The 13,482-nt window shown below is 74.0% G+C and carries 17 protein-coding genes and 1 pseudogene; 8 read left to right on the forward strand and 10 right to left on the reverse strand.

Annotated features, from left to right (window positions below; genetic code table 11):
- Window position 1: 1 nt before the first annotated feature.
- Window positions 2-385 (reverse strand): ArsR/SmtB family transcription factor, encoded by a 384-nt coding sequence (locus AC6EXY_RS09475; RefSeq protein WP_101833300.1) that lies wholly within the window; start codon window positions 383-385, stop codon window positions 2-4.
- A gap of 56 nt (window positions 386-441) precedes the next feature.
- On the opposite strand from AC6EXY_RS09475, the gene AC6EXY_RS09480 reads away from it, so the two are divergent.
- Together AC6EXY_RS09480 and AC6EXY_RS09485 are read left to right on the forward strand one after the other, a co-directional pair.
- On the forward strand, window positions 442-777 hold the full coding sequence (locus AC6EXY_RS09480; protein WP_499816997.1) for a hypothetical protein: 336 nt from the start codon (window positions 442-444) through the stop codon (window positions 775-777).
- A complete protein-coding gene (locus AC6EXY_RS09485) occupies window positions 777-1,586 on the forward strand; it encodes a cyclase family protein (RefSeq protein WP_499816998.1) in 810 nt (269 codons plus the stop codon). Before AC6EXY_RS09480 ends, AC6EXY_RS09485 begins: the two co-directional genes overlap by 1 nt.
- Before the next feature lie 75 nt (window positions 1,587-1,661).
- Here the strand turns inward: AC6EXY_RS09485 and AC6EXY_RS09490 are convergent, their stop codons facing one another.
- From AC6EXY_RS09490 to galU, 6 genes are all read right to left on the reverse strand, one after another.
- Window positions 1,662-3,053 (reverse strand): SepX/GlpR family protein, encoded by a 1,392-nt coding sequence (locus tag AC6EXY_RS09490; protein ID WP_101833302.1) that lies wholly within the window; start codon window positions 3,051-3,053, stop codon window positions 1,662-1,664.
- Window positions 3,054-3,582: 529 nt separating this feature from the next.
- Complete coding sequence (locus AC6EXY_RS09495) at window positions 3,583-4,218, reverse strand: GNAT family N-acetyltransferase (protein ID WP_101833303.1); 636 nt, start codon at window positions 4,216-4,218, stop codon at window positions 3,583-3,585.
- Between the two features lie 9 nt (window positions 4,219-4,227).
- Entirely contained in the window at window positions 4,228-4,878 is a 651-nt protein-coding gene (locus AC6EXY_RS09500; protein WP_101833304.1) for a MogA/MoaB family molybdenum cofactor biosynthesis protein, read from the reverse strand.
- The gene (gene moaC / locus AC6EXY_RS09505; protein ID WP_101833305.1) at window positions 4,875-5,372 is read right to left on the reverse strand and encodes a cyclic pyranopterin monophosphate synthase MoaC; all 498 of its coding nucleotides are present in this window, start codon (window positions 5,370-5,372) and stop codon (window positions 4,875-4,877) included. Before moaC ends, AC6EXY_RS09500 begins: the two co-directional genes overlap by 4 nt.
- A complete protein-coding gene (glp, locus tag AC6EXY_RS09510) occupies window positions 5,369-6,679 on the reverse strand; it encodes a molybdotransferase-like divisome protein Glp (protein ID WP_101833306.1) in 1,311 nt (436 codons plus the stop codon). The genes moaC and glp overlap by 4 nt, the downstream gene beginning before the upstream one ends.
- Before the next feature lie 279 nt (window positions 6,680-6,958).
- Entirely contained in the window at window positions 6,959-7,888 is a 930-nt protein-coding gene (galU, locus tag AC6EXY_RS09515) for a UTP--glucose-1-phosphate uridylyltransferase GalU (protein WP_101833307.1), read from the reverse strand.
- 255 nt (window positions 7,889-8,143) lie between these two features.
- Here galU and AC6EXY_RS09520 point away from each other — a divergent pair, with 255 nt between their 5' ends.
- Both AC6EXY_RS09520 and AC6EXY_RS09525 read left to right on the forward strand, forming a co-directional pair.
- Window positions 8,144-8,827 carry a 5-formyltetrahydrofolate cyclo-ligase gene (locus AC6EXY_RS09520; protein ID WP_165818534.1) on the forward strand — a complete coding sequence of 228 codons (684 nt, stop codon included), beginning with the start codon at window positions 8,144-8,146 and terminating at the stop codon, window positions 8,825-8,827.
- Window positions 8,828-8,870: 43 nt separating this feature from the next.
- Window positions 8,871-9,011: pseudogene (locus AC6EXY_RS09525) on the forward strand (FmdB family zinc ribbon protein); the annotation flags it as partial.
- Between the two features lie 14 nt (window positions 9,012-9,025).
- Here AC6EXY_RS09525 and AC6EXY_RS09530 read toward each other — a convergent pair.
- Both AC6EXY_RS09530 and AC6EXY_RS09535 read right to left on the reverse strand, forming a co-directional pair.
- On the reverse strand, window positions 9,026-9,298 hold the full coding sequence (locus tag AC6EXY_RS09530) for a hypothetical protein (RefSeq protein WP_243407822.1): 273 nt from the start codon (window positions 9,296-9,298) through the stop codon (window positions 9,026-9,028).
- A gap of 484 nt (window positions 9,299-9,782) precedes the next feature.
- Window positions 9,783-10,013 carry a hypothetical protein gene (locus AC6EXY_RS09535; RefSeq protein ID WP_173402713.1) on the reverse strand — a complete coding sequence of 77 codons (231 nt, stop codon included), beginning with the start codon at window positions 10,011-10,013 and terminating at the stop codon, window positions 9,783-9,785.
- A 78-nt stretch (window positions 10,014-10,091) separates the two neighbouring features.
- On the opposite strand from AC6EXY_RS09535, the gene AC6EXY_RS09540 reads away from it, so the two are divergent.
- Together AC6EXY_RS09540 and AC6EXY_RS09545 are read left to right on the forward strand one after the other, a co-directional pair.
- Window positions 10,092-10,403, forward strand: coding sequence for a hypothetical protein (locus tag AC6EXY_RS09540; RefSeq protein WP_101833309.1), 312 nt, complete (start codon window positions 10,092-10,094; stop codon window positions 10,401-10,403).
- 167 nt (window positions 10,404-10,570) lie between these two features.
- A complete protein-coding gene (locus AC6EXY_RS09545) occupies window positions 10,571-10,714 on the forward strand; it encodes a hypothetical protein (RefSeq protein ID WP_165818535.1) in 144 nt (47 codons plus the stop codon).
- 189 nt (window positions 10,715-10,903) lie between these two features.
- On the opposite strand, the gene AC6EXY_RS09550 is transcribed toward AC6EXY_RS09545, so the two are convergent.
- Window positions 10,904-11,572, reverse strand: coding sequence for an alpha/beta fold hydrolase (locus tag AC6EXY_RS09550; RefSeq protein WP_243407819.1), 669 nt, complete (start codon window positions 11,570-11,572; stop codon window positions 10,904-10,906).
- A gap of 242 nt (window positions 11,573-11,814) precedes the next feature.
- Between AC6EXY_RS09550 and AC6EXY_RS09555 the strand changes: the two genes are divergently transcribed.
- Together AC6EXY_RS09555 and biuH are read left to right on the forward strand one after the other, a co-directional pair.
- Window positions 11,815-12,537, forward strand: coding sequence for a GntR family transcriptional regulator (locus tag AC6EXY_RS09555; protein WP_101833317.1), 723 nt, complete (start codon window positions 11,815-11,817; stop codon window positions 12,535-12,537).
- Window positions 12,538-12,619: 82 nt separating this feature from the next.
- A complete protein-coding gene (biuH, locus tag AC6EXY_RS09560; RefSeq protein ID WP_243407820.1) occupies window positions 12,620-13,474 on the forward strand; it encodes a biuret amidohydrolase in 855 nt (284 codons plus the stop codon).
- The last annotated feature ends 8 nt before the right edge of the window (window positions 13,475-13,482 follow it).

Genomic DNA, 13,482 nt, shown 5'->3' on the forward strand with positions numbered 1-13,482 from the left:
GTCATGCCCCGCCGGGGTCCAGGTCCAGGTCAAGGCCAGGTTCGGGTTCGGGTTCGGGTTCGGCGAGGAGGGCCCCGATCCGCTCGACCCGGCCCCGCCAGACGTCGGCCAGCTGGTCGAGCAGGCGATGCGCCTCCCGCAGGGCATCCGCGTTGCCGCGCACCCGCTGCTCCCGACCGCTGCGACGCTTGATCACCAGACCGGCGCGCTCCAGCACGGCCACGTGCTTCTGCACCGCCGCGAAGCTCACCGGGAACCGGCGGGCGAGCTCGGAGACCGAGTACTCCGCCGTCAGGGTCATCGCCACGATCTCCCGGCGCGTCGCGTCGGACAGCGCCGCGAAGATGCGGTCGGCGCGGTCCCCGGACTCCCGATCTACAACCATCGGGTTGTATGTTAGCCCACCCTCGGACCGATGACCAGGGCCTGCGCAGGACGACCGTGAACCACGCCCCGATCGCGGACCGTGACCTGATCGCCGACCGGGGCCTGATCGCCGACAATGGCGGGATGCGGATCGACAGCCGGGTCACCGCCCGGTACGAGCTCGCCGACGAGGACCGGCGACTTTGGCGCGCGCGGCGGCGGTCGCCGTTCCACGTCGTGCGCGCCGAGGCCCGACGCCTGCCGCTGCCCGACCGGGCCGCCGACACCGTCCTGCTGCGAGCCGTGCGCCTGACCGAGACCGAGCCGTCCATGCTCGGCGTGAGCGCGCATGTCCTGGGCGTCGCGCGCACTCCGTCCGCCCGCGGCGCGACCCTCTCCGCGAGCCGGTGATGGCGCCCGGGCCCGAGCTGGTCGACCTGTCCGTGCCGATCATGGATGGGATGCCCGTGTACCCCGGTGATCCCGAGATCACCGTCACGCCGGCGTTGCGGGTCGCCGCCGATGGTGTGAACGTGGCGCGGCTGCACCTGGGCTCCCAGTCCGGCACCCACGTCGACGCGCCCTGGCATGTCGACGATCGGCTGCCCCGCCTCGACGAGCTGCCGCTGGAACGTTTCATTGGACCGGCACGGCTCGTCGACGCCCGCGGCCTGCCTCCGCGAACGCCGATCGGGCCCACCTCGCTGCCGGCGGGGCTACGGCCCGGCGACGTCGTGCTCATCGTGACCGGCTGGTCGACCCGGTGGGGACGACCCTCCTACCTCGACCACCCCTACCTGGCGGTGGACACCGCGCAGGCGCTCGTCGACGCCGGCGTGCGGACGGTGGGAATCGACGCGGCCAGCGTGGATCGCACCGCTGGCTCAGACGGCTCAGACGGCACGGACGGCACGGACGGCACGGACGGCACGGACGGCCTCGCGGCGCACCGGGTGCTGTGCGGCGCCGGCGCGGTGATCGTCGAGAACCTCACCAGCCTCGACCGGCTGGTGCTCGCCCACGGTCAGCGCCGGTCGATCGAGGTCTTCCTGTTCCCGCTGCCCCTCGCCGGCGCTGACGGCGCTCCCGTCCGAGCCGTCGCCCGCCTGGGACCCACGCCATCCGACCCGTCGATCACTGATCAGGGTTCGCGACCGCGGAGCTCACCGCGCATCACTGATCAGAGTCCGCGTTCCGCGGAACGCACCGCGCATCACTGATCAGGGTGCGCGTTCCGCGGAACGCACCGCGCCTCCGAAGTGGGCGCCCCGAGCCTGGCCGGCGCGGCGGCGGGATCAGCTGCCGACGGCGTGGCGGCGCAGCAGCGGATCGTCGAGTTCCTCGGGGGCGGCGGGGTCCGCCACGGGGGCGGGCGCCGGCTCGACGGACGGCGGCGCGGTCAGGCCGCCGTGCGTGCCCGGCGGGTTGATCTGGACCCGGCCAGGCCTGGAGGTCGTCGGACGCGCGGCCGGGCGGGCCGCGGAGCGCGACGGTGTGCGCGCGGCGGTCGCCTCGACCTCGTCCGCGTCGGCCGCGTACTGCGTGCCGAGACCGTGCTCCGCGCCGAGTGCGTGGCCGGGCACGAGCCCGCGGTCGCCCTCGAACACCTGGTCCGCGTGGCCCGCGTCGAAGGCCTGATCCGAGTCGGGCGCGTGGTCGGAGCCGATCGCTCCCTGGTTCGGCAGCACCGTGGCGTGGCCGCCGCTGTCGGCGTGACCCGCGGCGACGCCGTACGCCCCCTCGAGGTCCGGCGCGGCCCGGTAGCCAGCGGGAAGTTCGCTGGTCCTGGGTGCCTCGGACATCAGGGCGCCGAGGTCGATGGTCTCGGCCTGGGCGTGGGCGAGCTCCTCGGGGGTGAGCGCGTCCAGCCCGTCACGCTCGTGGTAGGCGAAGGAGGACCCCACCGGCCGCCGGCGGCCGCGGGCGGCCCGCTCGGCCTCGATGCGGCGCTCGATCGCGGCCCGCGTCACCTCCAGGCGCCGCTCGATCTGCGCCGCCCGGCGCAGGTGCACGAGGTACGCGGTGATCCCCAGGTCCGTCAGCAGCTGCACGGCGATCCACAGGCCACCGAACACCGCGGCGAGGATCACCGTCAGGGGGAACAGCGCGCCGAGAACGGTCAGTCGCTGCCGGCGCACCCGCATCAGGGTCGCCCGCTCCGCGCTGACCCGCCGGCTCGGGCCGCTCGTTGCAGCGGCAGGCCGGCGCGGCTCGGAACGGGCGTCGGGGCGCGTGTCGGAACGGGACTCCGCGCGGGTGTCGGCCCGCGGCTCCGGGGCGGATCGGGCGCCGAGCGGGCGCGGTGTACGTGGCCCCGTGGAGGCGGGCGGCGTACCGGTGGCCGCCGGCCGGACAGGCGTCGCCCGCTCGGCGAAGGGCCCGCCGGTGGAGCCGGGCTCGACGTGCGGCAGCTCGCCGCCCGGCAGCTCGACGTCCGGCAGCTCGACGTCCGGCAGCTCGACGTGCGACGGCTCGACGTGCGACATGGCCGTTCCTCCCACCCCACCAACGTCCGCGGCGGCCGCGGCCTCGTCGTCCAGCGGTGGGCGGCGGGAAAGCACCCGCATCGCCACCGTGAACCGCTCCGTGGAACGCTGCTCGGACAACGTGTCGTGCCGGCGCAGCCACATGGGGATCAGCACGAAGCCCCACACCGCGACAATCGCGACCCAGATCAGCGCGCTCACCGTGGCATCACCGCCCGGCGGCGGTCGAGGCCCCGGCGGCGAAGCGGCGACCCGAACGCCGTGCCCGCGTCAGGCACGGCGGGCCCGGCAGGGGCGGCGGCGCTGACCATGAGGAGCCTCTTCTCGACACCAGCGGATTGCGATTTCGACGTTGACGCTAGTGAGCGAAATCCACGTGGTCACCGACCCGAACCCGGCGTGTCGCATCCGCAATGCGGTGTTGCCTCATCGTCCCCTCGTCGTCCAAGTGGCCATCACCCCCCGGGAAGGTCACGACAGAACATACGGAAACACTCACGAAAAGCACCAGGCTCCAGCCAGACGCTGCGAATGGGCTCGGCGGTGAGTACGGGAACAACGGTGGGTGACGAACCACGGTCACCGTCCGGATGACGACACCCCGGCGACACCGGGAGTGGAACTCGTCACCCCACCCTCGAGGCCACCGGAGTGCGGGCCCCCGGGTGGTGGCGCGCCGGGGTGGGAACCGGCCCGGAAGCGGCGGCGCCCGCACGGGAGCGACAGCGGGTCAGGAGCGGCGCAGCGGGCTCTGCCGCCACCGGCGCAGCAGTCCCTCGGGAACGTCCTCGGTCGTCAGCGCGAATGCGATGTGGTCCCGGTAGTGGCCGTCGATGGCGAGATAGCGCCGGTGCAGGCCTTCCTCGCGGAAGCCCAGCTTGGCGAGGACGCGCTGGCTGGCGACGTTCTCCGGGCGCACATTCGCCTCGACGCGATGCAGCCCGACGGGGCCGAAACAGTGATCCACGACAAGGGCGAGAGCGGTCGGCGTGATGCCCCGGCCGGCATACTCGCGGTCCACCCAGTAACCGACCTGTGCGCTGTTGAAGGCGCCGCGGGCAATCGTCGAGACCGTGACCTGGCCGACGAGGCGGCCGTCGAGGGCGACGGCGAACGGCAGCGCGATGCCCAGGCGTGCCTGCTGGCGCAGCCGGTGCCACATCTGCCGGTAGACGGCGAGCGTCTGCCGCTGCGCCCAGGTCTCGCGTACCATGACCAGCCCCGGCGGTGTCGCCTCCCACGGCGCCAGCCAGTCGGCGTTGCGCAGCCGGATGTCCACCCAGGCCGACGCGTCCCGCAGCCGCAGCGGGCGCGCCTCGACGGACCCCTCGGACAGGACGGCCGGCCATCCCGGCGCCCGCGCCATTCCCGCCCCCTAGCCCGGCGCCCCGGCGGCGCCGAGCCCGCCACCACGGGCCTGGCCACCATGGGCCTGGCCGCCGCGGGCGCGGTCGCCGACGGCCGGGTCGCCGATGGCCCGGTCGCCGCGGGCACGGCCGCCGACGACAGGCTCGCCGTGGGCGTCGTCGTCGATGTCGCTCAGCTGGCTGATCGCGTGGACGAGCACGGGGGTCAGCACGGCCAGGCCGTCGCGGACGCCGCCGGTGGAGCCCGGCAGGTTCACCACCAGGGTGGCGCCCACGGTGCCGGCGAGGCCGCGGGAGAGCATCGCGGCGGGCACGGTGTCGCGGCCGGCGGCCCGCAGCGCCTCGGCGAGGCCCGGGACGGGGCGCTCGATGACGGTGTCGGTGGCCTCCGGCGTCACGTCGCGCGAGCCGAGGCCGGTCCCACCGGTGGTCACGACCAGCGCGCACCCGTCAGCCACCGCCTCGCGCAGCGCGCCGGTGATCCGGTCCCGCTCGTCCGGCACGATCGTCGCCGGGCCCACCGCGAAGCCGAGCTCCGCGAGCCCGCTGACCAGCAGGGGGCCGGAGCGGTCCGGGTAGATCCCGGCGTGCGCCCGGTCGGAGACGGTGACGACCCGGGCCCGCGTCCCGGGCGGCAGCGTGGCCCGCCGTCCGCTCACGGGCCTGGCTCCCGTGGCGGGCCGGCCTGCCAGTCCCCGCGGCGGCCGCCGGTCTTGGCGAGTACCCGCACGCCGGTCAGCTCGGCGCCGGGGTCGACCGCCTTGACCATGTCGTGCAGGGTCAGCCCGGCCACGGTGACGGCGGTCAGCGCCTCCATCTCGACGCCGGTGCGGTCGGTGGTGCGCACGGTGGCGGTGATGGCCACGCCGTCGTCGCGGACCGTGAGCTCCACGGTCACGCCGGAGATCGCGATCGGGTGGCACAGCGGCACCAGGTCGGGCGTGCGCTTGGCCGCCATGATGCCGGCGATCCGGGCGGTGCCCAGAGCGTCCCCCTTGGGTACCCCCGACCCGCGCAGCAGGTCGACCACATCCGGGGTCACCAACAGCAGCCCGGTCGCGACGGCGGTGCGGGCGGTGGCCTCCTTGGCCGACACGTCGACCATCCGGGCCTCGCCGCGTTCGTCGACGTGGGTGAGGTGCGACCGGCTCATCGGGTGGGGAGCCCCGCGGGCGGGCCCGTCGCGTCCGCGTGCGCATCCGCCCAGCCCACTCCGGAGAGGATGGACCCTGGAACATCGCCGAGCAACAACGCCGCCACCCGCGAGCCGGCCGGCGCCTCCGTCACGTCCTCGGGGATGACGACCAGCGCCTGCGCGGCCGCGAGCGAGGTGAGCTGGTGGGAGCCCTGGCCGCCGGCCGGGCGGGCGAGCGTGTCCGGGGCCGGGCGGCCGTCGGCGCCCAGACCGTCGAGCGTGACGCGCACGAAGCCGCGCTTGCCGGCCGGGGAGCGCAGCGGCTCGGCGAGGGTCACCTCGACGCGCGGCAGGCCGGTGGCCGGCAGGCCGCGCATCCGCTGCAGGGCGGGGCGGACGAACAGGTCGAACGACACCAGCGCACTGACCGGGTTGCCGGGCAGCGTGAACACCGGGACGCCCTCGACGAGGCCGAAGCCCTGTGGCCGGCCCGGCCGCATCGCGACCTGGTCGAAGCGGATGCTGCCCGCCCCGGTGAGCACCTCCTTGACGACGTCGTAGGCGCCCACGCTCACCCCACCGGTGGTCACCACCGCGTCGACCTGCGACAGGATGCCGTAGAAGGACTTGGCGAAGGCGTCGGGCTCGTCGGGCACCCCGGTCAGCCGCTGGACCTGCGCGCCGGACTCGCGGGCGGCGGCGGCGATGCCGTGGCTGTTCGAGTCGACGATCTGGCCGTCGCGCAGCGGGGAGCCGACCTCGACGAGCTCGGTGCCCGTCGAGAGCACCGCGATCCGCGGCCGGGGGTGCACCGGCGGGCGGGCCACGTTGACGGCGGCGAGCAGGCCGATCTGCGCCGACCCGATGATCGTCCCGGCGGCCAGGACCAGCGCGCCGGGGGTGACGTCCTCCCCCGCGCGGCGGATGTGCTGGCCGCGGCGCGGGACGTCGCGCACGGCGACGGACTCCCCCCCGCCGTCGGTCCACTCCAGCTGGACGACGGTGTCCGCGCCTCGGGGCAGCGGCGCGCCGGTCATGATCCGGGCGGCCGTGCCGGCGGGCAGCGGTGCCGGGGTGCCGGGACCGGCGGGGATGTCGGCAGCGACCGGCAGCGTGACGGGCTCCTGCTCGGTGGCCCCGGCCACGTCGGCGGCCCGCACCGCATAGCCGTCCATCGCCGCGTTGTCGAAGCTGGGCAGGGCCACGGTCGCCCGCACGTCGGCGGCGAGCACGCAGCCGTGCGCCTCGTGCAGGGCGGCGCGGCGGGCACGGGTCGGCGTCACCGCCGCGAGGATCCGTTCCAGGTGGTCGTCCACCGTCGTCATCGGCGCCCATCCCCGTTCCCGAGCCTGCGACGGCGACCCGCCGTGGCCGCGTCGTCCGCCGTCGCCCCGGCTGCGGCCATCGGAACCCGGGCATGTCCCCGACGGCGCCGGCCACGGGGTCCGGAGGCCCCCGGCGCGGGTCACGGCCGGCGCCGGCGCGATGCGCCGATCCGCACGCCGGCCGTATCCGGGAGCGATCCCGACCCTGTGGGGGCCGTCACGGTGAATCGAATGCAACCAGGCTTGTCAGGTGCATGACAAGGGGTGGACGCCTGCCAATCAGGACAGCTCGCCCTTGGGCCCGCCGGCGGCCACGTACTCCTCGATCCACGGATAAAGCTCGGGCCCGAGGTCAGCGCGCTCGCAGGCCAGCCGGATGACGGCCTTCAGATAGTCCACCCGGTCACCGGTGTCGTAGCGGCGGCCGGTGAACACGACGCCGTGCACCGGCAGCGCGCCGGGTTCCGCTGCCGCGCGCAGGGCCAGCGTCCGCAGCGCGTCGGTGATCTGGATCTCGCCGCCCCGGCCGGGCTCGGTCTGGCGCAGCACCTCGAAGATCTCCGGGGCGAGCACGTACCGACCGATGATCGCCAGGTTGCTGGGCGCCTCCTCGACGGGCGGCTTCTCGACGAGGTCACGCACGCGGACGATGCCGTAACGGTCGTCCGGACCGCTGGGCACCGACTCCACCGTGGCCACGCCGTACATGGAGACCTGCGCGCGCGGCACCTCCATCAGGGCGATCACGCTCCCGCCGAAGCGGGACTGCACGCTGAGCATCTCGGCGAGCAGCGGGTCGCGCTCGTCGATGAGGTCGTCGCCGAGCAGGACCGCGAACGGCTCGTCGCCCACGTGCGCGGCGGCGCACAGCACCGCGTGGCCAAGGCCACGCGGCGACGACTGCCGGACCGAGTGCACCTCGGCGAGCTCGGCCGACGCGCGCACCCGCCGCAGCCTGGCCTCGTCACCCTTGCGCTCGAGGGCGGCCTCGATCTCCCCTTCACGATCGAAATGGTCCTCGACCGCTTTTTTCGCCCGGCTCGTGACAAGAAGGACGTCCCTCAGGCCGACGCGCGAGGCCTCCTCGACGACGTATTCGATGGCCGGTCTGTCGACGACCGGCAGCATCTCCTTGGGTACCGCCTTCGTCGCCGGCAGGAAGCGCGTGCCCAGACCCGCGGCCGGAATTACCGCCTTCGTCACTGGCATGGGCAAACCTTAGCGGGGTCCCTCGCGCGGGGCAGCGCCGCGGCGGCGTTCACGGGCAACGCACAGCTCACATCGACCGGGCTACCGCCGGGCCGGCCGCACGGGGCCGCCGTGACCTGCGCGGGGGCATGCTGTGACCCTTGGTGGTCACCCTTCGCGCCACCCCCTCCTTGGTGCCAGTTCCGATGCATCATCCGAGGTCAGAGACCTGGGCCGCGCCGCACGCGCGGTGCCGACCCGCGGGAGGCCGTGCACGTGCAGGGACGACAGGAACCGCCCGACGAACTCCCCCCGGAGCTTCGGGCTCGGGCCCGCCCGCCCCTGGGCACGGACAAGGCCCGGCTGCGCGCCCGGCTCCTGGCCCAGCGCCGCGCCTGCCAGGCGGTGGCGAATCCGACCTGGCCCCGCTCGGCGCCCGGCTCGCTCGCCACCCGGATCCTGTCGATCCCCGAGATCACCGACGCGCGCTGCGTGGCGGCGTACGTGGGGCTGCCCGGGGAACCCGACCTCGGCGACCTGCTGGCCCGGCTGCTCGCCCGCGGCACCCGGGTACTGCTGCCCGTCCTGCGCGCCGATCTGGATCTGGACTTCCGCGAGCACGTCGGAACACTCGTCCCCGGCGCCCTGGGCACCCGCGAGCCACCGCCGGCGGCGGCGCCGGGCGACATCGGCGAGGCGCAGGCTCTGATCATTCCGGCGCTCGCCGTGGACCGGGCGGGCCGGCGGCTCGGCCGGGGCGGCGGCTCCTACGACCGGGCGCTCGTCCGGGCGGCGACGGGGGCCGCGGTGATCGCCGTCGTGTACGACCAGGAGCTGCTCGAACGGGTACCGGCGGAGCCCCACGACCGCAGCGTCACCATCGTCGTCACGCCGAGTCGTACCCTACGGTGCGAACCATCTGACGGAACCCGGGAACATCCGGGGCCGCCCACGAGCTAAAGTTGGCAGTCGCCACTTCCGAGTGCCAACTCCGGAGGAGTACGTGCCTACCTACCAGTACCGCTGCACCGACTGCGGTCGTGACCTCGAGGTCGTGCAGAGCTTCAGCGACGCGTCACTGACGGAGTGCCCGACCTGCGCCGGGCGGCTCCGCAAAGTGTTCGGTTCGGTGGGCGTGGTGTTCAAGGGCAGCGGCTTCTACAAGAACGACAGCCGCTCCAGCTCCTCGGGCGGGTCCACGCAGCAGCGCCCGAAGGACACCACCATCGACGCCATGAGCTCCAGCGCCTCCTCGTCCGGCGACTCGTCCTCGTCGACCACGGCGGACGCGTCGTCGGCCTCGGGGGCGGGCAGCGGCGCGGCCGCGTCCTCCTCCACGGCGAGCACGGCCTCCAGCACCGCGGCGGCCTGACCCTCCAGACACCGCCCGCACAGCACGGCACCGCCGCACCAGGAGCACCTGTCAGCCACATCACACCGTCGAAGGCGTCCAGGCGTAAGCGCCCGGGCGCCTTCGTCGTGTGCGGGGACCGATCCGCCACGGTCGGGCCCGCGGGCGGCCGAGTCCGACCGGACGGGCTGAGCGGACGGGGGCCGAGCGGACGGGGGCCGGCGGACGAGCCGGACGGGCCGGACGGGCCGGGCGGGCCGGGCGGGCGCCGGCGGACGAGCCGGGCGGGCCGGCGGATGCCGGCATACGAGTGACCCGGCCCGGGCGCGGCACACACGCCGCGCCGGGTCCGGACGGGAGCGATCCCTCCGTTTCACCCCGGATCGCCACAATGCGCGGACAGGCACGTTCCCACCGGTTGGCGGATATTTTCCGGTCACTCCGGAACGGCGAACGCGACGGGCCGCGCGGCGACCTCGAGGACCCGATCCGGACGGGATCGGATGACTGTCGGATGGACCGGGATCGGGCATGCCGCGCGCGTCGCGGCCGCCCACCCACGTCCTACTGTTTGCGCCGCCGATAGTGCTCCACGATCCAGGCGTCCACCTCACGCTTGCGCCAAACCCGGGTGCCTTTGGCACCACTACCCGTCGGCGCGTTGATGACCTGCAAGGGCGCCGGAAACCGGGAGTCCTTGCGTGTCCAGTAGTCCACCGCCTGGCGCGTGATCTTGAGTTGGAACGCGATGTCCCCGATGCCGACCAACTGCTCACCGTCGTCCACGCGGAACATCGTAACCACTTTGCTCTTCCCCAAGAACCTCGCTAGGGTCTAATTTGCTCGACAGCAAATGACTTCGAGGAGGAAACCATGCCCCCCATCGATGGGGACCACCATCAGGGCCGGCCGCGCCGGTCCGATGAGGTCGGCGCTCTGTTAGACCGCGACGAGGACTACGACCAGGATCCGGTCGGGGATCCGCCCATCACGGTCAGCCGGTACCGGGCGGCCATCCGCGCGATGCTGGCGGCGCAGGTGCCGGACCCCGGGTTCGTCGCCACCGCCTGGTCCCAGCGCGAGACGGAGGCCTTCCTGGCGGGCAGCCGGGCCACCCTGCGGCTCGTCGTCGAGATGGTCGGCCACGCCCTTACCACGCCACCGCCCACGCGCGGCGTAGATTGACCGCCGGCGGGTGGCTGACCGCCGGCTCCGCCGCCGCCCGCGCGCCTTCTGGGCGCGTCGGCACTCCCGTCACATCGGTAACCGATTACCAGCGAACGCGGCCCGGCGGCGGGATCCCGAGTGGGATCGTGACCGCGGAACAAGCCACGCCACACGAGGGGGAGACGATGAGCGTCACCGAGCCACACGACGACGACCCGTTCGACGACGATCGCGAGATCGGATGGGGCGACGAGGCATTGTCCGAGGATGAGGATCCGGACATCGACCGGCTCCTCGCGGATCTTCCGCCGCACCACGTCGAGCGCTGAGCCCCCGCGTCCAGCCGGGCGCGCTCGCACCCCGGAAGTGGAAAGCCACACTCCGCCCTTTCCGGGCCAATGATCCGGCCGATCGCCGGCCCGCCTCCCCATATGACCGGCCATCCGGGCCGGATTCCGCGATGGAATCCGGCCCGGCCGGCCATCGGCATCGGTGGTCGCCCGACGCGAAATGCCCGGTCAGCGGCGATGAGCGTCGGCGAGCAGGTGGGCGAAGGCGGCGGGAGCTTCCAGATGCGCGGCATGCCCGCAGTCCGGCAGGACGCGCACGGTCAGGCCGAATCGCTCGTGCAGCAGCCGCGCGGCCCGGTGGCGTACCGGCGGTGACGTCGCGCCGACGGTGACGACCACGGGGCCGCGCCGCGCGGGCAGGGGCAGCGGTTCGAACTCCAAAAACATCGACAGGTCGCGATCGACCGCCGCCGGGTCGGGCGGTGCCTCCGCCGGGGTCCACGCCGGGCCGTAGAGCGCACGACCGAAGGCCTCCACCCCGCCCTCGGCGTACGCGGCGGCCACCGGCGCGAGCAGTCCCGGTAGCAGGGAGCCGACGGCCGGTTCGTGCAGGACCGCGCCGGCCAGCGGCGCGCCCGCGGCGAGCAGCGCCAGCCCCAGCGTCGCGCCGCCGCTGACGCCGCCGTAGACCGCCCCGTCGACGAGCGGCCACAACGCGGCCACCTCGGCCGACAGCCGGCCGCTGGACGGCCGGTCAGGCGCCTGGACGCGCCGCTCGCCGAGTTCCCGGCGCACCCGCCGCCACACCGCGCCGGTCGTCGCCGTTCCGTGCACCAGGACGACCGGCGGCAACGCCACCCCGGTCATGCCCGTGTCCGCCGACCTGACCAGCGCCATCACGGCTCCCATCCCGACCCGCGGAGATCGCCGTTAACGCGACCGCAATCGCCGTCGGGTGAACGTAACAATGAACGCATTGATTGGAAGCGAACGAATCCCTTAACGTCCCAATCATGTACCCGATCCTGTATACAGGTCAGTATGCAGCACGGACCGAAGGACTGTCACGGTCCCCGCCAGCCGCGGCACGGTCGAGGGGGGTGCCGCGGCACACGGCGCGATGCCGGATGCTCGGCGGTATGACACCGTCGCCGACCTCGCGGTCCACCAACGGGAACCTGCGTGACCAGGCCTACGTCGCATTGCGCCGCCAGCTGATGTCCGGGGAGTTCTCCTTCCGCGACCGTCTCGCCGAGGAACGCCTGGCCGCGCTGCTCGGCGTCTCCCGCACCCCGATCCGAGAGGCCCTGACCAGGCTCGCCAGCGACGGCCTGGTGGAGAAGCGGCCCGACGGCGGCTACTACCCGGCCGAGCCCGACCTCGTCGGCCTGCGGGACCTCTACGAGATCCGCGTCACCCTGGAACTGCGCGGCCTGCAGCGTGCGGTGGAGACCGGCACGACCCACGACCCCGGTCTGCTGGAGCCGCTGCGCGACGCCTGGCGGGAGCTGCGCGCCGACCCGCCCGCGCCGGATCCCGACTTCGTCGCCCTGGACGAGCGGTTCCACATCACGCTGAGCCGGGCGTCCGGCAACGTGGAGCTCGCCACCATGCTCGACACCGTCAACGCCCGCATCCGCCCCGTCCGGATGCACGACTTCGTCACCGCCGACCGGGTGAGCCTCACAATCGACCAGCACCTCGACATCGTCGAGAAGGTCCTCGCCGGCGACCTGGAAGCCAGCGTCCTCGCGCTGCGCGGCCACGTCGGCGAGTCCATGGACGTGGTCGAGAAGCGGGCGGCCCGGGCGATCACCCAGATGGTGCTCCACCGCAGCCGCGCCGCGGGCAACCGGGCCTAGTGCCGTTGCCGTACCAGGCGCCCCGACGGCCCACCGCCAGCACGCCCGACCAGCGTCGGACCGCCCGAGAGGACCCCGTCCCATGACCACCACCCCACCCGCGACGGACGCCCCGCCGACGGCCGACGCACCGTCTCCCGCGACCGGAGCATCGCCTGCCTCGGCCGAGGAGCGACCCGCCGTCAGCGCGGGTCCCGCCCTGGCGGAGCCGGACCGCCTCGCCACCGCCGGGCGGCGCCGGATCGGGCCGGTCGCCGCCGAGCCCTACGCCTGGCCCTACGACGGGTCGTTCAGCCCGGCGACCACGGCGGTCATCAACATCGACTGGCAGGTCGACTTCTGCGGCCCCGGCGGCTACGTGGACGCCATGGGCTACGACCTCTCGCTGACCCGTGCCGGGCTCGCGCCGACGGCCGCACTGCTGGACCTGCTGCGCCCGCTGGGCTTCCTCATCGTGCACACCCGTGAGGGCCACCGACCGGACCTGTCCGACTGCCCGCCGAACAAGCTGTGGCGCTCGAAGCGGATCGGCGCCGGTATCGGGGACCGGGGCCCGCGCGGGCGGATCCTGACCCGCGGCGAGGACGGCTGGGAGATCGTGCCCGAGGTCTCGCCGCTGCCCGGCGAGATCGTGATCGACAAGCCGGGCAAGGGCTCCTTCTACGCGACCGACCTGGACCTGGTGCTGCGCCGCCACGGCATCACCCACATCATCCTGACCGGAATCACCACCGACGTCTGCGTGCACACCACGATGCGCGACGCCAACGACCGTGGGTACGAGTGCCTGCTGCTGTCCGACTGCACCGGGGCGACCGACCCGGCCAACCACGCGGCGGCCCTGCACATGGTGACCATGCAGGGCGGGGTGTTCGGCGCGGTCGCGACCTCCACCGCCGTGCGCACGGCGGTCGGCGCCGCCGTGGCCGCCGGCTGAGCGGCCCG

Source organism: Frankia sp. RB5, from assembly GCF_059816245.1.